Source organism: Legionella quateirensis, from assembly GCF_001467955.1.
In the GTDB taxonomy this organism is placed as follows: domain Bacteria; phylum Pseudomonadota; class Gammaproteobacteria; order Legionellales; family Legionellaceae; genus Legionella; species Legionella quateirensis.
Genome location: NZ_LNYR01000034.1, coordinates 326,765 through 346,825, shown reverse-complemented (window position 1 = coordinate 346,825; position 20,061 = coordinate 326,765). Strand labels below are relative to the sequence as shown.

The window sequence follows — 20,061 nt, the reverse complement described above, 5'->3', positions numbered from 1 at the left end:
GCATTGGAATCGGAGCGTCAGAACGTTAAACATGATGATCCTGTTCCAGACACCAGTGAACAATTAGCCAAACAGTTACAGGATGAAGAACGTTTAGCGCAAGAAGAGGAAGAACGAAATCAGCGTGAAAGTGCGCAATTGGCACAAAGGCTGGCAATGGAATCGGAACATCAGAACGATAAACAGGATGACCATGTTCCAGACACCAGTGAACAATTAGCCAGACAGCTGCAAAATGAAGAACGTTTAGCGCAAGAAGAGGAAGAACGACTTCAGCGTGAAGGTGAGCAATTAGCGCAAAGGCTGGCATTGGAATCGGAGCATCAGACCGTTAAACATGCAGATCATGTTCCAGACACCAGTGAACAATTAGCCAGACAGCTGCAGAATGAAGAACGTTTAGCGCAAGAAGAGGAAGAACGAAATCAGCGTGCAAGCGAGCAATTGGCGCTGAAACTGACCGCAGAACCCAGTCCTAAATACAACAGCATACGAGACACCAGAGAACCCTTAGCTTCTGAACTGCTTGAAGAAGAACAACGGACAGAAGTAACACAAAGAGAATCAAAATTGAAAAAGGATAAGCTTAAACCAATGAAGCTCCTTGAAGCGCAACATAGTTTTCAAATACATCTTGATTCACTTAAAGAAAAGATGGATGACCTCGCAAAGCGCCGAAATGAAAAAATATCTAATCCTGCAAAATTTGAAGCTTTAGACAAAGCATGGAACGCAGCAAATACTCTCCATACGGAAATAACAAAAGCAGGAGATCTCTATTTTAGCAACCCTAAGCCTCAAACATACAAACAATTTGAAGAGACATGTAAAGCACTGATCGATACCGCTCATACCAAACTGGACAAACACAGGGGATGGTCAGAATTTTTAGTTAATTTTGCATTGGGAGTTTTAACATTGGGACTAGGCTTGGTAATAAAAGGTGCAGTTAACCTGTTAATGAACCAATCCTTCTTTTTTGTTCATAAAACCAAGTCCTCTGAACTATTGGATGATATTGAAAACGACATTAATAATTCAGCACCAAGCGCTTAATAAACACCTCGTTCAGATATACTACATCACAGCCCGGGTATTAGAGACAATACCCGGGATTTTTTTGATTTATTTAATCGTTATCAAGCAGGGTTCTTAGGTCTGGACTTACGTTCTCTAAGCGAAGTAAGGGAATATTGGAGAGAATGTTTAAATAAACTCAGACAACGTCTCTTTTAAACACCATCTTTTTTGAAATATTTTTAACCAAATTTAACTTTTAGCAATCAACTCACATGATATTGTATTATAATTAGTAGAAGTCTGATTCATCATTACACGTCTTAATTAAGGGGCATTGATCATGCACTTATTTTTAAAAACCTTAATGGGACAATCCATTGGCATCACTATAGAAAACAGCAGAACTGCGACCTGCCTGGATATAAAAAAATTAATTCAACAGAAAAAGGGATTTGATATTTCAGAACAAACCATTCTAATCGCTGGAAAAACATGGGACGATAACCTGACCTATACTGAATTCAGAGAACAAAGCCCTCATTTACCTTATGAATTAAACCAGAATCATCCGAGACTGGTCATTACTCCTATTCCAGAACATTTACGTTCGCTGGTTAAAATGAACTATCATGATCTAAAAGAACTTAGCCCGAAATTAGCAGCAAAGTTATCAGAAAATTCCCGAACTATACGATTTAAGGAAGAAATTCATATTAGTACCCAAACCTATTGGAATGACTTGAGCATCCATGAGCGAGTTAAAATTCTGAGTGCTCAAGAATATACAGATCTCGTTACACTAATATCCAATCAAAAAAACACACCACAATTTCAAATCAACTCAGGCAAATACTAAATTATTGAAGTACAAAATCACTTCTAAGTTATTTTTGTAACTTCTCACTACCCTGGGGAAACGTCATCCCGAATGCAATGAGGGATCTCCTGAACGTGGTACTGTGCCGGCATTTGGAGATCCTTCACTGCGTTCAGGATGACGAACAAAAAAGCGTCATCCCGAATGCAATGAATACATTCTGGAGCACTACTCCCATTTAACCTTATAGAAATAATTGTGCCAGCGTACTTCAGCTACACTATTTCTTGATATTGAAGTTACTCCCGCTGGAGTTCCTGTATAAATAACATCTCCTGACTTTAAAGGGAAAAATTGGCTAATATAAACTAATAGCTCTTCTGGTTGCATCATCATTTCTGTACCCTTGGCACATTGCCTTAGAGTGCCATCAACAAGCAATTGAAATTCAGTCTCCATATAGTTATTAAATTGATGATATGGAATCCATGGACCAAGAATAGCAGCGTCTTTAAATACTTTTGCTGTAGTCCAGGGATGACCTTGTTTTTTTAAATCAGTTTGACGTGTTCTTAAAGTCATATCCAGACCAAGAGTAAGGTCTGAAACAGCGTTTTTAGCTTCATCAGATGTCATTCTATACCCATCGTGAGCTACGCGTAACACAATTTCACATTCTGGCTGCACCGCAGTGTCTTCAAACGGAAAATCAAGGTGTATTTGTTCACCCCAACTGGAGGCTTGTTTAAGAACACTTCCTGGCTTTAAAAATAATACGGGTTTTTCTGGTACTGGATCTCCAAGTTCTTTAGCATGGTCAAGGTAATTTTTTCCAACACAAACTATTTTATCAAAAGACATATAATTGTAGACCCTATGGAATAAGTTGTTATCACGATTAGCCATCAACCAGGTTTAACTTGTACAACCAGAATAGCATAAAATAGCCCCCTCTCTCGTGCAAGGAATGAAAATAGTGTGAAATTGCCTTTTCACGGGGAGTGAGAGATTCTTAGCAACATGAAAACTAAATGCGTCCATAAAAAAAGGCGAACGTTCAAAGCTCATATAAAGTAAGGTTTCTGAATTAAGAAATTTTTAATGTGATGAACTTGGTTTATGAATACTTAAAGGGAGATTGAAGCGTTTCCCTTAATTTGGAATGAATCAATAATTGGTGCCCGGGGCCGGAATCGAACCGGCATGGTGTTACCACCGAGGGATTTTAAGTCCCTTGCGTCTACCTGTTTCGCCACCTGGGCATACGGTGTATTGTGGAGGCTGAGGCCGGAATCGAACCGGCGTACACGGCTTTGCAGGCCGCTGCATGACCACTCTGCCACACAGCCCCATTTGTATCTCTAAAGCTCTAAAAAAAAAGCGACTTTGTCGTCGCTTTAATTTGGAGCGGGAAACGAGACTCGAACTCGCGACCCCAACCTTGGCAAGGTTGTGCTCTACCAACTGAGCTATTCCCGCGTCTCTACGGGGAGTGATTTTACCGAAAATTCACACCCTGTCAACAACTAACTTAATTTTTTTTCATTAAGTCTGGCCAAGCGATGGCCAAATAAATAACCATAGACCAAATAGTTAAAATTGCGGACACATATAGTAGAATAAAGCCAATACTTCCCCACCAGGAATTAACAGGATTAAATGCCAGCAACAAAATTAACGCTATCATTTGAAAGGTTGTTTTGACTTTACCAATATAACCTACTGTAACGCTCGCACGTCGTCCGATTTCAGCCATCCATTCCCTTAACCCGGAAATAACGATCTCTCGGCCTACAATGACTATGGCAGGAATAGTAATGTAATTGATATCTTTCGCACCCACCAATAATAGCAAGCTGGTTGATACTAATAATTTATCTGCAACCGGATCCAAAAACGCACCAAACGGTGACACCATTTTCAATTTGCGAGCCAGATAACCATCCAGCCAATCGGTAAACGATGCCGCAGCAAAAATTCCCGCGGCAATAGCATTAGCGCATTTAAAAGGCAGATAAAAAACGATAATAAATACCGGAATAAGAATGATGCGCAACAAAGTTAATAAATTAGGTAAACTGGTTAAAGTACTCATTAATTACTACTCCCTATTCCATATTTGGCAACTTTAAATAGTCTGCCAATAGCTTATAATCATCAAATACTGCCAGGGCACCAGCCGTTTTAAGGGCGTCTTCTTGTTGATGGTAAAAATCCACCCCAATAGCAGCAACATTGATACTGGTTGCCATTTCCATATCCGTAGCGGAGTCACCTATCATTAACGTTGTAGCTGCATCTCTGCCAAATTCTTCCATAATTTCTTCCAACATTTGCGGACAGGGTTTGGCTGGAACCTGCCCTGCGGAACGTGTTACCTTGAAATATTCATCAAGTCCAGTGGCTTGAAGTGCCCTGAGTAATGAATGTTGTCCTTTATTTGTCGCAATAGCTATATCAATTTTTGCCAGGTTCAGTTTCTGAATAAACTCCAAAGCTCCAGGAAGTAAACAGACTTCTGTGGGTCGGGTAATCATGGCATGCTGGACAGCTTGCACCAATTGGTCCTGTTGTTCACTCGATAAGTGTGGAAACACTTTCTTTAAGGCATTTAATAAGCCCAAATCGACATATTTTCTGGCCTGATATGGATCAATCTCTCCAAATCCAAGTACATTGGCTTCATGAGCCACTGTATGTAATATCAGTCCCAAAGTGTCTGCAATTGTGCCTTCCCAGTCAAAAACGACCAGTTGATATGGATTACTCATTGCTCACTAAGCTCCTTGCACGCAAATGTTTTAGTGTATTAGCAAATCGATCATCTACATTAGCCTGAAAAAGCTGCTTGGCACCATTCAAAGTAAATTGTATGGCTCGAGCATGTAAATAAAGACGATTGTGTTGATTATCTATTCCTTCGACCTCGCCTGCAAGTGATCCGTACTTTTCATCTCCAACAATTACATGTCCCAGATAGGCACTATGAACGCGGATCTGATGAGTACGTCCTGTTTTAGGGCTGGCTTCAACCCAACAGGACTGTTTATAATTTTCCAATAATTTAAAATCTGTTTCAGAAGCTTTTCCATCTTCTTTGACTAAAACCATCCGCTCACCCGATTTTAAGGTATTTTTTTCAAGCGACGCATTAACAGTAACTTTCTTATTACCTTCCCAGGGATGGGTTAACAAAGCCCAGTACGTTTTTTGAATTTCACGTGCCTCAAGCAGGGCTTGTATGGATCTTAAGGTACTTCTCTTTTTAGCCAACAAAAGACAGCCTGAAGTATCTTTGTCCAAACGATGAACCAATTCGAGATAGGGCAAATCGGGTCTGGTTTTTCTTAACGCTTCGATAACACCGAGACTTAATCCGCTTCCGCCATGCACCGCAATACCTGCCGGCTTATTAATAACCAAGAGACAGGGATCCTCAAAAATGATGCACTCATTAAGCCGTTTTGCCAAAGCATCACCTACGAATACTTCTTTGGAGTCCGATGTTCGTATTGGAGGAATTCGTACGATATCCCCTGCATGCAATCGAGAACTGGCCTGGGATCTTTTTTTATTGATTCTGACTTCACCGCCTCTGATAATTCGATAAATGTGACTTTTAGGAACACCTTTTAAAATACGGATTAAATAATTATCTAAACGCTGCCCCTCTTCTTCATTGCCTATTTCTTTATAGCTAACTTCACTCATTGTCAATAAACCTGTTTGCTGGGCGTGAATTTTTTGATATGATTATATATCGCATGGGAAAATTCCCTAGCGACCGAATTATAACGCATAAACAGAAAAAAAGTTTAATAGTCGATTAATAATCGACAAAGATTTGTAATTAACTCACTAAAATACATGTAATCACATAAATTTTTTATCATCATAGCATAAAAAATTATCTGGTTATCATTATTTTAGCTAATTTGATAACAAATCCAACATAAGAAGTATCGATCCAGATGAAATAAATGGCTTGAATTTTAATTGCGACTTAAACCAAAAGTCTTAAAATCAGGTTTATTTACTCATTGAAGATGAGAAGATTGATGCTTAAGGAAAAACAAGATGCGCTTCCATTTAAGTCGAAGATATAAGGAAGCGACCCAATACCAGAGCTAAATTGATTACTATTTCGACAGATACCTGCGCATGCCAGACATGCTTTATACCCAATACGAATTATTTCCGGGCTTTCACACGCCTCATAAAAAGGCTTCTTATTTCGACCCACTTAATAAGTAAACGGTATATTTCACAGTGTGCACCTTTGATTATCCAGGTAACATGCGTACGGTCTGTTCACAAGGTCATGGGTCAGCTTAAAGATCATGCCAATTATCGTTCAAAAAGAGTGTTGTTTAGGCACTCCATTGGACTATTTGGGTAGGAACTGTTCTCAATTCACTGGGATAAATGCCAGGACATTGATTTTCGAGTACCGTAAAGCGGCTTGCAGAAGAGCATGGGTTTTACGGAACAGTGTTAATCAACATCATGGCTCATTCTGGAAGAAGTGAAAACAGTCCTAACATAGAGCCTTACACTATCTCAACTTAAATGCCTGCGCCCTAAATATGGGGTTACAGATGGAAAAAATGTTAATTAACGCAATGCAAACAGAAGAAGTTCGTGTTGCACTTATTAAAGACAATCATTTATTTGACCTGGATATAGAATGTCCTGGTGAAGTTAAGAAAAAAGGTAATATATACAAAGCGATTGTCACAAGAAGAGAACCAAGTCTTGATGCAGTTTTTGTCGAATACGGATCAAAACGTCAAGGTTTCTTACCTTTAAAAGAAATTGCTCCTGAATATTTGAGCAGAAACCCTGATGATTTTGGTGATGATAAACCACCCATTACCACATTAATTCGCGAAGGCCAGGAACTTCTGATTCAGGTAGATAAAGAAGAACGAGGAAATAAAGGCGCCGCACTCACGACATTTATTACTCTTGCCGGTTGTTATCTTGTTTTAATGCCTAACAACCCACGCTCTGGTGGAATTTCAAGACGGATTGAAGGCGAAGAACGAGACGAACTACGTGAAACATTAAACGCATTAACGCTACCTGACGATATGGGATTGATAATCCGTACAGCAGGCGTTGGAAAAAGTCAGGAAGAGTTGCAAGACGATCTGAACATGCTCTGCAATCAATGGCAATCCATAAAACAAGCCTATAATTCCGAGCTTGCTCCTTGCCTGATTCACCAGGAAGGCGATGTAATTATTCGTTCAATTCGCGATAACTTAAGAAAATCAATTAGTGAAATCATAATTGATGATCAAATTTCCTATATCAAAGCCAAACAATATATTGAACGGGTAAAACCGGAATTTCTGCCCAATTTGAAATTGTATAACAGCAGCATTCCTTTATTTAATTTCTATCAAATCGAAAGTCAGATTGAAACGGCTTATCAACGGCAGGTTATGTTGCCTTCTGGTGGTGCATTAGTCATTGACAGAACTGAAGCTTTGGTGTCTATTGATATTAACTCCGCTAAAGCCACAGGCGGTTCTGATATTGAAGCAACCGCTCTAAATACGAATCTGGAAGCAGCTGATGAAATCGCTCGCCAATTACGTCTGCGTGATTTGGGTGGCCTGGTTGTTATTGATTTCATTGATATGAGTTCAAGCAAAAATCAGCGTGATGTTGAAAATCGCCTGAAAGAAGCCTTACAGGCCGATAGAGCGCGCATTCAGGTTGGAAGAATATCCCGCTTTGGTCTGCTGGAAATGTCACGACAACGTTTGAGATTATCTCTGGGAGAAACCGCTCAGGAAATTTGTCCGCGTTGTGAAGGCCGTGGTACTGTTCGTAATATTCAATCCCATGGGTTATCCATAACTCGCTTGATCGAAGAAGAAGCCTTAAAAGAAAAGACCGCTGAAATTCAAGTACAGCTCCCAGCTGAAATGGCTACGTTCATCATGAATGAAAAACGCGATTTCATCAGAGATATTGAAAAAAGACACAGCGTCAGCGTAGTAATTATTGCTAATCCGTACTTGCAATCACCACAATATTCTATAACCCGATTAAAAGAAGATAATGTTGGTAAATCCAAAAAACCAAGTTACACGTTAATCCAACAACCTGAATTGCACGTTTCCAGTAGCGATAAGGAAGCAGCCGTTCGTGATGAACCGGCAGTTAAATCATTTACTGAACATCAAACCAGAAAACACCCACAAAACAGTTTTATAAAGCGTTTATGGACTAGTTTGTTTGGTGGACAGACCGAATCGGCTCCATCCACATTGGACCAATCTAAAAAGACTCCAGGACGCCACCACAATCAATCCAGACAAGTACCGAAGGGACAAGCTGGTGAAAGACGACAACAAAATAATCCTAACCGTAGACGTCGTCCAAGTGGCAATCAGCAACAACGTACCAATCCTGCAAATCCTGGCGGAACGACTAATCCAAATCAACAACGGAAGAGATCCAACCCGAATCAACAAGCTCAGGCTGGTCAGCAAGGTAACCGTTCTGGTGTTGCGAAAAATGAAGGGAACAAGAAAAGAGAAGCGGTATTAGCTAAAGAACCCTCTGAAAAATAGTCATTGCAATAAGGGCATTAGGATTAATACATCCTTATGCCCTTCAACATGGACGTATAGCTAAAGTTGCCTGAGAGAGAAGTTTCGCTTCTTGGGGTGAACAATATTGTGCATTGTGTTCAAGCAAAGCAATCCAGGTTGACGGTGCGAGTACTGAGTAAGAAGTTCCATTAGCCTCAAATCTGCTGGCAAATTTGCGTACCGCATCTTCTAACCCCAGTACCATTGGAATAGCATAAGGTTCCCAATTCCAATAAATTTCAATAAATTCAGCACTCTCTGAATTATCACATTCTACAAGTTGTTGTTTTTTGGGACTGAATTGAAAAAATCGAGGCATGATACAATGACTTTTGATAGGAAATTAATTCAATTTATCATATAGCCCTTTATAACTCCATAAAATTGTAAATATTTTACGCACAAACATTAAACATTGCCCTCCAGGAGACCAATGATTATTTTTGCAAATCAACCAGGGACTGTTAGTTTTTTTACAATAGAATTACTATTGATGAGTATAAAACTTATAATTATTTCTTCCTTCGGATTTCACTTCGTATAAAGCTGCATCAGCTTGCTTGATAAGGGTGTCTATATCAGAAGCGTCTTCTGGATACATGCTGATTCCAATACTCGAAGTGATAGAGATTTCTTGCTGTTTTATAAAGAAAGGTTGCGAAATCGCCTTAAATAAGTGACTGATCACAGTGCAAACCTCTTCTTCATTAACAAGCTCAGACAGAATAATTAAAAATTCATCTCCACCTTGTCGTCCTACAATATCTGAAGAACGGACACTTGATTTTAGGCGCGATGCAATCTCAATTAATAACAAATCACCTACATTATGGCCAAACACATCATTAATCTGCTTAAAATAATCCAGGTCCATAAACAGCACAGCGATCATATAATGGTGGCGCTTGGCATATGCCATGGTGAGCTTAAACGATTGCTCCAATAATTTGCGGTTGGCTAATCCAGTCAATACATCATGATAAGCCATTGTGACTAACTCTTGCTCTGCCTTTTTTTGAGCATCAATATTTTGAATTTGAGAAATAAAATACATGGCTTTACCTTGAGCATCTTTAATCAATGAAACACTCAATAAAATCCAGACTATGGTTCCGTTTTTACAAATGTACCGTTTCTCCATTTGGTAGGCACTTATTATTCCATCCAATAATTGACGCACATAATTTAAATCTTTTTGTAAATCATCCGGATAAGTAATTTGTTGAAAGTTAATTTTTAATAACTCTTGTTCCGTATATCCTATTATCTTGCACAACGATTTATTCACCTTAAGCCAATGACCCTCCAATGAAACCAAAGCCATGCCAATAGCAGCATTATCAAAAGCTGAACGAAATCTTTTTTCACTTTCTTCTAAAGTTTCATTGACCAGATGAAGTTCTCTTGTTCGCTCTCGAACTTTTTTCTCCAGCTCACGATTTAAAAATTCTAAATATTCAGTTTGCTCTTCCTTTATTAATTCATAATTGTCAAAGATAAAAAATAAAGCGATTAAATTGATGCACAGAAACACGACATCAAACCATGAATATTCCGTGTTCAAATTAGGGATGAAGCGACCCAGGATAACAGTAACTAAAATAAACAGCGTCCATAGCAAGCCTTTCTTTCTTCCTTTCAAAAATAATGCAGATGCGGATAATAGAAAAAAAAGGGCCAATCGTAAGGTGTTGTATGGAGCCAATATATAAATTGCATAAAAAAGAAGAAAGGTTAACATCAAGGCAAGTGTACTTATCCCTTCAATTTTTTCTTTATGATGTCGTAAGTAGTAAAGCAAACTAAATCCAATAATTGAAAATCCAAAATCAATCATCCCCATTAACATACTATGTTGCCAACGCACAAACCCCATGCCTAATGCCACCACACCGGCAAAGAAAAAAACATTATTAAGAAAAATGAAGCGATATTTTATTTCCCGTTCATGTTCATCAAATTGAAGATTAAACAATAAGAAATTTCTTAAAATATTTTTCATTATGTAACCTTGCTGTGTGGTAATTAGATTATTTCTTATTAATTCAACTCAAGATACTACGCCCCCGGGATAACGACATCAATACTCCAAGTGACGCGGTACGCGTCACATAGGTTATTTGAGACAACAAAGGGGAGCGTAATAATTTGACATCATCCGATGAATTCTGACCAAAAATTTAATTCAGTCTCGTAGTCAGTGATGGGGTCTCAGCCTTCTCAACAGCTACGGCTTGTTTTGACTGCTTATAAATACTGTGTTCATGAAGCCCCTTAACTGTTTTAACATTAGGATCCACGTTTTCGGTATCTGGTTTAACAACAATTCTCTCCAGGCGTTTAACATGCCCTTCCTGCACAACTAATAATTGATCGTAATGTTTTTGCGTATCATTTAGCTTACCTGTCAGTTCAGCAAGTTTTGTTTCAGCTTCACAAATACGCCATGCGATGTTATGAAAGCCGTCTTTCTTACCAGTCAGGAACTCATCCAATTGTTGCTGAAAACGAGCCCGCTTTTCCTCATCTTGCACCATAGTTCCTGCCATGGTTTCTACTGCACCCTGTAAGGTAGTAGACACTATAGTAGCTTGTTGAATCTGTTTATCCATGGCATCTTTAACAGCCTGCAACTCGGCAACTTTTGCGCTCAATTGCTGCTCATTTTTTTGGTATTCTACCTTTACTTTATCTAATAATACCTGATTTTCAACCAATAATTCCGTTTGTGCTTCAACGGATTCTTTTAACTTTTTAGCTGATTTATCAAGGTCATCTCGAGTTTCACGCAATAAGCTCTGTGTCGCTACAAATATTTCCACCTGAGCGGTTAATGAGGTGACTTCAGATTTTAATTCAGTCACATTGTTGGCAAGTTTTGCATTCTCAACGATGAATTTTTCAACTTCTACTTGTAAAGAGGCAACAATCTTTTCTAAGGCGTTGATGGTTATCTGCAATAAATCAGCAAGACTAAATATTCCTTCTTTTAATTTATTGGCAATATCTACCGTGTGAACATGGTGATCATCAAGAATAATACCACTTGCAGTATAAGCTAAGCCGTTTACGCCACCTATAACCATAAGAACACCGACATGAGCGAATAACCCGGCTGCTAAAACAGGTCCAGATACAACAACCCCACCAAGAATTTTTTGCCAAAGAGGTAATTCACCCCAAGCTTTCGCCGCGCGGCTGATTAGGCTTGGATTATTAGCCATAGTATCAATTATCGAACCTAGGGTCTCTTTTACTTTTATTAGATCGTTTTTAGCAGAATTTATCTTGTGTAAACTCTCAAGTTCAATTTTAGGAATTTCAAGACTGGTCAGATCTTCAAGTGTTTCAGGAAGTTCTGTAGTTTGCAGAGGATGTGATTCAGTTGGTTCCAGTTCAGAATTTTTGGGTTTAGTGGCTAATTTATTCTGTTGTTCCTGAAGCTCTGTTTCTTGAACACCCATGATTGCGCTCCTTACGATTAAAAACCATCCTTAGATGTCCATTTTTAATCAAAATTAACTAATAAGACAAGAGTTATCGAATAAATTTTTAGATTTAAAATGAATAAACTGGATAAATTTGATTAAATTCAATGAAGTACCTTGTCTAAAAGGTACTTCTCAAGAGTGTTAATTTCTTAGTTGACTTGACTCAGGCTCAGTCACTACTTCTTGATTCGAAGCAGGTGGTCGAGAAAACAGTGAAGGTCGTGTTCCAGTACCATCTGATGTTCGCTCATGATATGGACATAGATTTTTTATTACTTCAGGCGCGTACTGACCCAATACATCTTTATTCATTGCCTGTGGGTCACCTAACATATTGTGACCTATCATCATATTAAGCTGATGTTTTCTTAAAAAATCAATCAGAGATTCTTTACTTACTGTCGCAATCTGTTCAGGCAACATTTCAACACAGATGACATGAGAACTCCCTTTTTCTGCGTCCTCAATCCCATGCTGCGCATACAAATCAAGGAAATATTGCTTCTCTATCAAATCTTCTCTTGGTCCATGAGAACTCACAATGAGCACACGACTTGAATCAAGATATAGGTTAAATTTTGACATCCATTGAGCAATGGTTTGATGCAAACCATTCAATTGTAATCGTGTTGCTGTAGAAGCATAAGTCTCGTTGATTGATTTCATTTCCTGCAGAAATTGAACCTGGATCGATTTAATCTGGACTATACTTTTAGCATTACTCACTTTCGAAATGTACATTAATATTCTGTCAATTACGGCACATTCATGATCGATGCTGTTATGATTTAATTGCTTTAAATCTTTTAATTTATTCTTGATATTATGTAAATCCTCTTCATGATGTACGTCAAACGTCTGATCACTAATTATGGATTGAACGATTAAATTGAGCCAGACACTGCAATGAGATATGGATTTAACCAGGTTATATTGTAATTCAAGAGCAGGAGTTCCCTGGGATTCAATTTCATAAAGACTGCTATTTAACTGTTTACCCCAAAGTGATAATCGCCCATTCAGATAAATGATAATATGATCAATACCGGTTAATGGCTGAAGCCTGGCATAACGACTATGACTTTCAAGAAACTGATGTTTAATTTGTTCAGAAATATTGGTAATGGATTGTTCAGATGTTTTGGAATGGAAAAATCTTGGACCTGGATTATAACTGGTGCGTCTAGCCCCTAAAAAGATACCCCCGTTCCTGAGTGGATCTGATGCTACTCCTAATAAGTTGTCTAACTGCGGCTCGTGTCAGCATGTGCATTCTCCTTATCTCTATTAATATAAACACTTCAAATCATCATACAAGGTTCATTAAACGCGTGTCAACAAATTGATCATGGTGATCATATTATTTCATCACAAAAAGATTCAATTCAGACATAGTCTGTATCGGACAGTGATACCAATCTACACCCCTGATCCGTTCTTTTTCTTAAGCAACAAAAAAGATAAACATGAGAAAATAATGTCTATTGTTATGAAAATTGATACAATCATGAATTATATTGTTTAACCAATAAAACGGCAGATGCGATTCAAACCGAAATGCTGCTGAAACCCATTTCAAGATAGGAAGTTGCTCTATATGACATTTACCATTGGCCAACGCTGGATAAGTAATACTGAATCACAACTCGGCTTGGGAATTATTACTGAATTACATGGCAGGCATGTAAACATAAGCTTTCCCGCTGCAGAAGAAGACAGAATTTATGCTATAGATAACGCCCCTCTCAGTCGGATTATTTATAAAATAGGCGAGGAAATCTGCACTAATGATGACAGATCATTACTCGTTACAGAGATTAATGATCTGAAAGGGCTTATTATTTATACAGCGCAGGACACGGAAGGAAATGAACATCAGATCAATGAACTTGCTCTAAATTGCTTTATCACGTTAAGCACTCCCCAACAAAGGCTATTTAGTGGTCTTTTGGATAAACTGAATTCGTTCAAGTTAAGAATTGATACCCTCAATCATACCAGCCGACTGCAACAATCAAAAGTAAGAGGCCTTTTGGGATCTCGAACCAATCATCTGACACATCAGGTTTATATAGCCAGTGAAATAGCGCAACGTTATGCTCCCCGAGTCCTGCTCGCGGACGAGGTTGGCCTTGGTAAGACAATTGAAGCAGGCATGATTTTGCATTATCAACTGCATACAGGTCGCGCCAGTCGAGTACTCATCATAGTGCCTGATTCCCTTATCCACCAATGGCTTGTTGAGATGATAAGAAGGTTTAATCTGTACTTCTCAATCTTTGATAAAAATCGTTTTGAGTTAATGAAAAATGAGGAATTTGATGACGACGACGAAGATGATGAAGATTTAGACCGTTGTGAACCAACATCTGAAAGTAATTTTTTTGAAATGGAACAACTGGTTCTATGCAGTCTGGATTTCCTCATGAGTAATGAAGAAGCAAGAAAACAGGCCATAGAAGCACAATGGGATCTTCTGATAGTGGATGAAGCGCATCATTTGCATTGGTCGGAACAAGAGCCGAGCCCCGAATACCAATTCATTGAACACTTATCATCGCAAAGCAAAGGATTACTCTTACTGACAGCAACACCAGAACAAATTGGAATTCAAAGCCATTTCGCACGGCTTCGATTACTGGATCCGTCACGCTTTTATGACCTCAATTTGTTTAAAAAAGAAGAGGACGGCTACCAGAAAGTAAATGCTTTAGTTCAGAAATTAATTGCTTACAAAGAAACTGAACAGACCGATGAACTAAATACCGAATTAAGATCACAATTAGTAGATTATCTTGGTAAAGATATTAGCAACAGTATCAACACTACAATCAGGAACTTATTGGACAGACATGGCACAGGTAGAGTTCTGTTTCGCAATACCCGCGCAGCAATTAAAGGTTTTCCCGAGCGGAATGTTCACCAATATCCTTTACCTAATCCCGCACTCTACGCCGCATTAAATGCAATTGATAATACACTTAATCTGTATCCTGAGTCGCAATTGAATAATGACATCTGGCTTCTGAATGATCCACGTGTTCAGTGGCTTGCCTCCAAAATTGATGAACTTCATCCTCAAAAAGTTCTGGTTATTTGTGCCAAAGCGAAAACAGCTCTGGCACTGGAACAATTTTTAAAATTTAAAGCAGGAATACGCAGTACAGCGTTTCATGAAGGTTTAACAATCATAGAACGCGATCGTGCTGCTGCCTATTTTGCAGAGCAAGAACAAGGTGCTCAAGCATTGGTTTGTTCTGAAATTGGCAGTGAAGGCAGAAATTTTCAATTTGCCCATCATCTTGTGCTCTTTGATTTGCCTTTAAACCCTGATTTACTGGAGCAACGCATCGGACGATTGGATCGCATAGGACAAAAAAATACCATTGAAATTCATATTCCCTATCTGGTTAATACCGCTCAGGAAATACTGTTTCGTTGGTATCATGAAGGAATCAATTTATTTAAACAAAGTTGCTCTGTAGGGTTTACTATATATGAACAATTTGAACATCAACTGTTGCCAATTCTTCAAGCCAATAACATCACTTCAGATCAAGAGCCTTTGAACCGCCTTATTGATGAGACTAAAACCTATACCGACCAACTCAATAAAATGTTGCATGAAGGTCGTGACCGCTTGCTGGAATTGAACTCCTGCAATCCTGTTATCGCTCAAGAACTTATTGCCGAGATTGAGGCCGAAGAAAGCAGTATTGAACTGGAAAACTATATGGCTAAAGTCTTTCATGAGTTTGGCATCGATCATGAATATCATTCTGAGCTTGCCGAGATCCTGAGGCCGACTGATCATATGAAAACAACCCACTTTCCTGGATTAAAAGAAGATGGGATCACCGTTACCTATTCGCGAACTAAAGCCCTGGTTAGAGAAGACATGGAGTTTTTGAGTTGGGAACATCCCATGGTTCATGATTCAATGGAAATGATACTGAACTCAGAGACAGGAAACGCGACCTTGGCGACGATTTCGGTTAAAAGCATTGCGCCAGGCACATTGTTCCTGGAAACCTTCTACACAGTGAATTGTGCTGCACCCAAGCACCTCCAACTGGATCGATTCTTACCCTTTATCCCCATTAGAATTTTAATGGATCTGTCAGGAAAAAACCTGAGCAAAATCCTGGACTATAACCAACTTAATGCGATGTGTGAGCCAGTAAAACGGCATTTGGGTTACCCCATAATAAAACAAGTCAGTGGAGATATAGAATCCATATTGAAGAATTGTAATCACATTGCTGAACAACAGATGTTGGACGTCATAGAACAGGCAAAAATCCAGATGACTCAATCTATAGGAGATGAGGTCAATCGACTGGAATCCTTACAAAAAATTAATCCAACAATCAGAAATGAAGAAATTGAATACTCTAAACAACAAATCGTTGAGTGCGAGCACTATATTAATTCAGCCGCGTTAAAACTCCAGGCTCTGAGGGTAGTTATAAATAAATAATCACCCTACTCTTATGCCACTAACATTCTCTCCAGCTCCTCCAGTGAAGAGATCTCGTAATGAGGTATTATTCCCTCTGGAGCTGCTTTGTTTTGACTATTAAGCCAACAGGTATGTAATCCGGCATTTAATCCTCCAAGGATATCTGAATCCGGATTATCTCCCACCATCAATACCTGTTCTCGAGCGGGGTTACCCATCCTGTCAAGTGTATGTTCAAAAATTTGGGGATGAGGTTTGGCATGCCCCACTTCTTCTGAAATGACAATCAGTTCAAAATGATCTTTAAGACCAGTTCGTTCTAAACGCGCCTGTTGTAATTCAGTAAATCCATTGGTTATGATGCCTAATTTATACTGATCTTTCACCGCATTCAGCAAACTTACAGCCCCATCGATTGGGGTACAAATTTCAGCCATTACCGACATATAGGTGCTGTTTAAGTGCAGAGCGCTAACTTGCAATTTATCAGCCCAATGTGCAAAACGTCGATGCTGCAACTGTTGCGCATTAATAGTGCCATTTTGATACTCTACCCATAGAGGTTTATTAATCCGTTCATATTCCTCATAATCCTGTCGAGTAAAGGACATGCCAAAACCTGAAAACATTAGACTTAATCCATTAAAAGCATCAAAATGAAACAAGGTGTCATCTGCATCAAATAATATCCAGGAATAATCGTTCAACCTCATCTCCTCCAGAATGTTCTCATAGCCTAATCAGTACGTTCAACCACTACTATATGAACAAAAATAAAGCGAATTATAGGGTTAATTTCGCAAAAAGGATACAATTTACAACTAATATGATAAAATAGTAATCATATTTGTCATTAAAAGTATTACTATGCACATTACTTACCATTCTACAGACTATAATTCATACTACATTGGTATCCAGACCATGTGGAACCAAACTACCTTTTATTACCCAACAGTATGTATTTCAACAGATGAGATCAACTTCCATCTTTATCCTGCTGTAACTGATTACGACACTATAGACAGCTTACTTAAGCTGGGCTTGTTCAAACCTAAAACTCCGGAACAAAGTAATGCGTTATTCAAACATAATTTAAAGCATTACAGCCATTCTAAACAGGCAAAACACTTAATAGAAACAGATCCTAATTTAGTTCCACGTCTTGAGCAAATGGCTACAGAAATAGCTTATATGAGTGACAATGGAATTGCTTTTAAATAAACGTATTTTGATTTCTGGTGTATCAAGCCAGTACATCATACTGCTTATAAATCTGTAGCGACAGGATTGACACCGATATTTGGATTGACCCCACAGTCATCAAGAAGTTTTAATAAATTATTCCCTTTACGGGTTAAACGTTTGATGCAATATTCATCAAGATAACTCTTCAAAACATAATAGTACTCAGGCAAGGTCAATATGTTAAGTATTTTCTCAGCCCTATCCAGATGCTGTTTGTTTTTATGATCGCAGGCTTGGAAAAGAACGCCACCTAACATGGCAACAATGCTCGCCTTGCGCTCTGGACTGGCGATATAAAAACGTTGAATGCACTCATCCAACGCTCGGTCTTTATCCCATTCTACCCATTCATTATATAGAAACATCGGTATTTCAGGGTTAAATCCTTCGGCCGTCGTCAATTCCTGCATTGCATAAGCTACAGGCACTACAGCCTGAACATTTGCCCAGGAGCAATTACCGCTTATTTGAGAACTGATTGGCATTTGAGCTATAGGCAGTAATCCCAGTTGTTGATTAATTACGTGATGAAAATAGCGTCTATTTTGTTTTTTATATAAAAAATCCTGAATAAAATTAACGGTCAATGCTTCTGGTCTGGTTAGTCTATATATATTAACACTTCCTTCCTTCAGACTGTTTTCTCCACGGTCGATCTTTGCCCACCATTGATGAAAGCGAACAAAACAAAGAGCATGACCCCTGCTTGCAGCGGGAAGAATTAACATGGGGGATTTCAATAATTCATTGATGCGTTTCAGATGAGCATCAGAAAGTCTTGGTTGATGCTGGAATTGCAAAAGTTCTGCAGCATCGCTAAAAGCATCCATAATCGTATGTATTAATGGAAAATAATCACGTAAGTGCCGAGTGGAATAACTGCTAATAAATCGACGTAAAGAATCCTTCACAACAGCCACAGTAAATTCTAGAATGAAGCCTTCATAATCCAGTTCAATAAATTCGCCTTTAGCATTAACAATATCAACATCACCCTGCAATTCGAATCGATGCCCCAACAGTTTGGCATTAATAAAATCAAGGGCAAAATCAAGTTTGGCACCATGGTGATACAGTAAATGTTTTAAAGGATCCTGTCCTCGCAACACAGGATATACCAGAACTGAAAGACCGTTACGGGTATAGGCATTAGCATCTGCACCATGATGTAATAATAACCGAGCCATTTCCAAATCGTTATTATCTATGGCCCAATGCAAAGGAGTACGCCCGGTGACATCCGGCTTATTGACATCCACCTTTCGAGCAATCAACTGTTCAGCAATTTTGGTTTGACGGGTTATGGCGCACTCAATCAAGGGAGTAAAACCATATTCGTCAATATCATCCAAAGACTCACCCTCCCGAAGATAGGCATCAAACTCAGGCATTCTATGACTGATTATGTCGTTCGCAATAGTCATTTAGGGCCCCCGTGGGGTAGGTGCGGTTGTGAATTTAGGCATATTACCCAAGCGCAATTGTTTTTCCTTTTCCTGTTCTCTTTTTTCATTATCAAATTCGCGACGAGCCTCTGTATTTAAAGGCGGCTCAGGATTCAAATTAGGATCAATACCATCGAATCGCTGACTATCAAGTATCGGATGTTGTAAAATGCTATTCTGTAACTCACCCTCAGGACTGGCCTGATGTTCTACATCAGAATGTTCGCGAGCTTTAACAGGCGCAATTTGTCGCTCTCCCTGCTGTTCTGCAAGACGTCTTTTTCGTTCCATAGCCTTGGTCTCGGCTACCAAAAAAGAGCCATCTCCCGCTTTTGGTACACGTTTAGGAAGCTCTGTTCCCTTTTTCAGTAAGACATAAACTGCGCCAGAACCACCATCTTTGGATTTGGCGCTGTGGAACGCGACAACCTCTTTAATCTGGGGTAACCAACGATTAATCAGATTTTTTAATAGAGGAGGAACATTTTTGGGGCTGTCTTTGCCGTGTATTATTAGTATACACTGTTTGTTATTTCGTACTTGAGTATGAATAAATTGAGTTAATGCTTCACGCGCTGCCTCAGTTTTTAAACCGTGCAGATCAAGTTTAGCATCCCAATGTATCGCTCCATTTTTTAAATCCTGGAATCGCTTGTGAGGAACACCGGGTTTGACATAAGACAAAGTCGTTTCTGAAAAAACTGTGTCTTCGATATCATCAGATAAATAATATTCTTCAGCCATTTTTTTCAAAAATTAAATAGATATGATCAAAGTATAACTTAGGTTATAAAAAGTAGTGCATTTTTTCTATCATTGTATTCAATATGACGTCTTTTTATCCGTCATCCTGAACGCAGTGAAGGATCTCCTGATGCAGGCACAGCACCACATTCAGGAGATCCCTCACTGCATTCGGGATGACGGTTAAGTTTCGTCATCCTGAACGCAGTGAAGGATCTCCAAG

At 38.9% G+C, this 20,061-nt stretch carries 16 protein-coding genes and 3 tRNA genes; 5 read left to right on the top strand and 14 right to left on the bottom strand.

The genetic code is table 11. From position 1 onward, the window contains the following. A partial coding sequence (locus Lqua_RS18525; protein ID WP_193787181.1) for a hypothetical protein occupies nt 1-1,056 on the top strand: 1,056 nt, incomplete at its 5' end. A gap of 304 nt (nt 1,057-1,360) precedes the next feature. Further along, a complete protein-coding gene (locus Lqua_RS12900) occupies nt 1,361-1,876 on the top strand; it encodes a ubiquitin-like protein (RefSeq protein WP_058474686.1) in 516 nt (171 codons plus the stop codon). A gap of 189 nt (nt 1,877-2,065) precedes the next feature. Here Lqua_RS12900 and Lqua_RS12895 read toward each other — a convergent pair whose 3' ends face one another. The 7 genes from Lqua_RS12895 to Lqua_RS12865 form a co-directional block, all read right to left on the bottom strand. Beyond that, entirely contained in the window at nt 2,066-2,698 is a 633-nt protein-coding gene (locus Lqua_RS12895; RefSeq protein WP_058474685.1) for a fumarylacetoacetate hydrolase family protein, read from the bottom strand. A gap of 314 nt (nt 2,699-3,012) precedes the next feature. After that, nucleotides 3,013-3,099 (bottom strand) — tRNA-Leu (locus tag Lqua_RS12890). Nucleotides 3,100-3,112: 13 nt separating this feature from the next. Continuing rightward, nucleotides 3,113-3,186: transfer RNA gene (locus Lqua_RS12885), tRNA-Cys, on the bottom strand. A 54-nt stretch (nt 3,187-3,240) separates the two neighbouring features. Beyond that, a tRNA-Gly gene (locus Lqua_RS12880) sits at nt 3,241-3,316 on the bottom strand. 52 nt (nt 3,317-3,368) lie between these two features. Continuing rightward, nucleotides 3,369-3,932 carry a CDP-diacylglycerol--glycerol-3-phosphate 3-phosphatidyltransferase gene (gene pgsA / locus Lqua_RS12875; protein WP_058474684.1) on the bottom strand — a complete coding sequence of 188 codons (564 nt, stop codon included), beginning with the start codon at nt 3,930-3,932 and terminating at the stop codon, nt 3,369-3,371. Between the two features lie 13 nt (nt 3,933-3,945). After that, on the bottom strand, nt 3,946-4,608 hold the full coding sequence (locus Lqua_RS12870) for an HAD family hydrolase (protein WP_058474683.1): 663 nt from the start codon (nt 4,606-4,608) through the stop codon (nt 3,946-3,948). Then, a complete protein-coding gene (locus Lqua_RS12865) occupies nt 4,601-5,548 on the bottom strand; it encodes an RluA family pseudouridine synthase (RefSeq protein ID WP_058474682.1) in 948 nt (315 codons plus the stop codon). The genes Lqua_RS12870 and Lqua_RS12865 overlap by 8 nt, the downstream gene beginning before the upstream one ends. An 887-nt stretch (nt 5,549-6,435) precedes the next feature. Here Lqua_RS12865 and Lqua_RS12860 point away from each other — a divergent pair. Continuing rightward, nucleotides 6,436-8,427: an Rne/Rng family ribonuclease gene (locus Lqua_RS12860; protein ID WP_058474681.1), complete on the top strand. Its 1,992-nt coding sequence runs from the start codon at nt 6,436-6,438 to the stop codon at nt 8,425-8,427. 43 nt (nt 8,428-8,470) lie between these two features. On the opposite strand, the gene Lqua_RS12855 is transcribed toward Lqua_RS12860, so the two are convergent. From Lqua_RS12855 to Lqua_RS12840, 4 genes are all read right to left on the bottom strand, one after another. Further along, nucleotides 8,471-8,767, bottom strand: coding sequence for a hypothetical protein (locus Lqua_RS12855; protein ID WP_058474680.1), 297 nt, complete (start codon nt 8,765-8,767; stop codon nt 8,471-8,473). Nucleotides 8,768-8,935: 168 nt separating this feature from the next. Beyond that, nucleotides 8,936-10,450, bottom strand: a complete 1,515-nt coding sequence (locus Lqua_RS17995) for a sensor domain-containing diguanylate cyclase (protein ID WP_083501331.1) — start codon at nt 10,448-10,450, stop codon at nt 8,936-8,938. A gap of 178 nt (nt 10,451-10,628) precedes the next feature. Beyond that, on the bottom strand, nt 10,629-11,912 hold the full coding sequence (locus Lqua_RS12845) for a LegC2/C7 family Dot/Icm T4SS effector (protein ID WP_058474679.1): 1,284 nt from the start codon (nt 11,910-11,912) through the stop codon (nt 10,629-10,631). A 168-nt stretch (nt 11,913-12,080) separates the two neighbouring features. After that, complete coding sequence (locus Lqua_RS12840) at nt 12,081-12,680, bottom strand: hypothetical protein (protein ID WP_058474678.1); 600 nt, start codon at nt 12,678-12,680, stop codon at nt 12,081-12,083. Nucleotides 12,681-13,536: 856 nt separating this feature from the next. Between Lqua_RS12840 and rapA the strand changes: the two genes are divergently transcribed. Beyond that, nucleotides 13,537-16,419, top strand: coding sequence for an RNA polymerase-associated protein RapA (gene rapA / locus Lqua_RS12835; protein WP_058474677.1), 2,883 nt, complete (start codon nt 13,537-13,539; stop codon nt 16,417-16,419). 11 nt (nt 16,420-16,430) lie between these two features. On the opposite strand, the gene yjjG is transcribed toward rapA, so the two are convergent. After that, entirely contained in the window at nt 16,431-17,108 is a 678-nt protein-coding gene (yjjG, locus tag Lqua_RS12830) for a pyrimidine 5'-nucleotidase (RefSeq protein WP_202972754.1), read from the bottom strand. Nucleotides 17,109-17,268: 160 nt separating this feature from the next. On the opposite strand from yjjG, the gene Lqua_RS12825 reads away from it, so the two are divergent. Then, nucleotides 17,269-17,625 carry a hypothetical protein gene (locus tag Lqua_RS12825; RefSeq protein WP_133141030.1) on the top strand — a complete coding sequence of 119 codons (357 nt, stop codon included), beginning with the start codon at nt 17,269-17,271 and terminating at the stop codon, nt 17,623-17,625. Between the two features lie 44 nt (nt 17,626-17,669). Here Lqua_RS12825 and ankH read toward each other — a convergent pair whose 3' ends face one another. Both ankH and Lqua_RS12815 read right to left on the bottom strand, forming a co-directional pair. Beyond that, the gene (gene ankH / locus Lqua_RS12820; protein WP_058474674.1) at nt 17,670-19,073 is read right to left on the bottom strand and encodes a Dot/Icm T4SS effector AnkH/LegA3; all 1,404 of its coding nucleotides are present in this window, start codon (nt 19,071-19,073) and stop codon (nt 17,670-17,672) included. Then, nucleotides 19,074-19,838, bottom strand: a complete 765-nt coding sequence (locus Lqua_RS12815) for a Smr/MutS family protein (RefSeq protein WP_058474673.1) — start codon at nt 19,836-19,838, stop codon at nt 19,074-19,076. Nucleotides 19,839-20,061 lie beyond the last annotated feature (223 nt).

What these genes read in the sequence shown, in the direction of transcription:
- Lqua_RS12895 (WP_058474685.1), bottom strand. Translation starts at nt 2,698, where the DNA reads ATGTCTTTTGATAAAATAGTTTGTGTTGGAAAAAATTACCTTGACCAT.
- Lqua_RS17995 (WP_083501331.1), bottom strand. Translation starts at nt 10,450, where the DNA reads ATGAAAAATATTTTAAGAAATTTCTTATTGTTTAATCTTCAATTTGAT.
- Lqua_RS12825 (WP_133141030.1), top strand. Translation starts at nt 17,269, where the DNA reads ATGCACATTACTTACCATTCTACAGACTATAATTCATACTACATTGGT.
- Lqua_RS12840 (WP_058474678.1), bottom strand. Translation starts at nt 12,680, where the DNA reads ATGTACATTTCGAAAGTGAGTAATGCTAAAAGTATAGTCCAGATTAAA.
- ankH (WP_058474674.1), bottom strand. Translation starts at nt 19,073, where the DNA reads ATGACTATTGCGAACGACATAATCAGTCATAGAATGCCTGAGTTTGAT.
- Lqua_RS12865 (WP_058474682.1), bottom strand. Translation starts at nt 5,548, where the DNA reads ATGAGTGAAGTTAGCTATAAAGAAATAGGCAATGAAGAAGAGGGGCAG.
- pgsA (WP_058474684.1), bottom strand. Translation starts at nt 3,932, where the DNA reads ATGAGTACTTTAACCAGTTTACCTAATTTATTAACTTTGTTGCGCATC.
- Lqua_RS12860 (WP_058474681.1), top strand. Translation starts at nt 6,436, where the DNA reads ATGGAAAAAATGTTAATTAACGCAATGCAAACAGAAGAAGTTCGTGTT.
- Lqua_RS12870 (WP_058474683.1), bottom strand. Translation starts at nt 4,608, where the DNA reads ATGAGTAATCCATATCAACTGGTCGTTTTTGACTGGGAAGGCACAATT.
- Lqua_RS12900 (WP_058474686.1), top strand. Translation starts at nt 1,361, where the DNA reads ATGCACTTATTTTTAAAAACCTTAATGGGACAATCCATTGGCATCACT.
- Lqua_RS12845 (WP_058474679.1), bottom strand. Translation starts at nt 11,912, where the DNA reads ATGGGTGTTCAAGAAACAGAGCTTCAGGAACAACAGAATAAATTAGCC.
- Lqua_RS12855 (WP_058474680.1), bottom strand. Translation starts at nt 8,767, where the DNA reads ATGCCTCGATTTTTTCAATTCAGTCCCAAAAAACAACAACTTGTAGAA.
- Lqua_RS12815 (WP_058474673.1), bottom strand. Translation starts at nt 19,838, where the DNA reads ATGGCTGAAGAATATTATTTATCTGATGATATCGAAGACACAGTTTTT.
- rapA (WP_058474677.1), top strand. Translation starts at nt 13,537, where the DNA reads ATGACATTTACCATTGGCCAACGCTGGATAAGTAATACTGAATCACAA.